General features: G+C 73.0%; 1 protein-coding gene. It reads left to right on the forward strand.

Going from position 1 to position 1,063, the window contains the following annotated elements:
• Positions 1 to 61: 61 nt before the first annotated feature.
• The coding region (locus ACRYMN_RS20845; protein ID WP_432499336.1) for an IS30 family transposase at positions 62 to 1,063 on the forward strand (1,002 nt) is incomplete at its 3' end.

The raw sequence follows: 1,063 nt of genomic DNA on the forward strand, positions 1-1,063 counted from the left end.
GGCGGTCTCAACCGGTCAACGCAACACCTCCTCGGGCACGGTCGTGGTGGAGGTGGGCGATGTGAAGACGTCCGGTTTGAGCACGCAGCAGCAAGACGAGATCTGGCGGCGCTGGCGCTCGGGTGAGTCGCAGCGGGCCATCGCCCGCGACATGGGCATCAACCGGCCCGCGACGGTGCGCGCCTTCCTCGCCGCAAGCGGTGGGGTGCGCCGCCAGCCGGCGCGTCGCAGTGCGCGCCAGCTCAGCGCCGCGGAGCGCGAGGAGATCAGCCGCGGGGTCGCCGCCGGCGAGGGCTGTCGGGCCATCGCGCGGCGGCTGGGCCGGGCAGCCTCGACGATCAGCCGGGAGCTGGCGCGCAACGGCGGGCGGTGCAGCTACCGGGCGCAGCGCGCTGACGCCGCCGCCTGGCGGCGCGCGCGCCGCCCCAAGCAGTGCAAGCTGGCTGGCTGTCAGCGGCTGCGCGCCGAGGTCGAGCGCAGGCTGGCGCAGAGGTGGTCACCGCAGCAGATCGCGGCACGCTTGAGCGTGGACTTCGCCCAGGACGAGACGATGCGCATCTCGCACGAGACGATCTACCTGACGCTCTTCGTGCAGGGCAGAGGTGCACTGCGCCGCGAGCTCACCGCCGCGCTGCGCACCGGGCGGGCCATGCGCTACCCCCGCGGCAAGCGGCTGCCGCAAGGGCGCGGGCAACTGGTCGACACCGTGCCGATCAGCGAACGCCCCGCCGAGGTCGCCGACCGCGCGGTTCCCGGGCACTGGGAGGGCGACCTGGTCTTCGGGGTCCGGCCCAGCGCCATCGCCACGCTGGTCGAGCGCCGCACCCGGTTCGTGCAGCTCATCGCCCTTCCGCACGGCTGCAAGGCCGAGCAGGTCCGCGAGGCCTTGAGCGCAGCCGTCCAGCGCCTTCCCGAGCAGCTGCGCAGGTCCTTGACCTGGGACCGCGGCAAGGAGATGGCCCAGCACGCTCGCTTCAGTATCGATACCGGCGTCGCGGTCTACTTCTGCGACCCGCACTCACCCTGGCAGCGCGGGTCCAACGAGAACACCAACGGCCTGCTG

It is taken from the genome of Kineococcus gypseus (genome assembly GCF_050871305.1).
GTDB lineage: Bacteria > Actinomycetota > Actinomycetes > Actinomycetales > Kineococcaceae > Kineococcus > Kineococcus gypseus.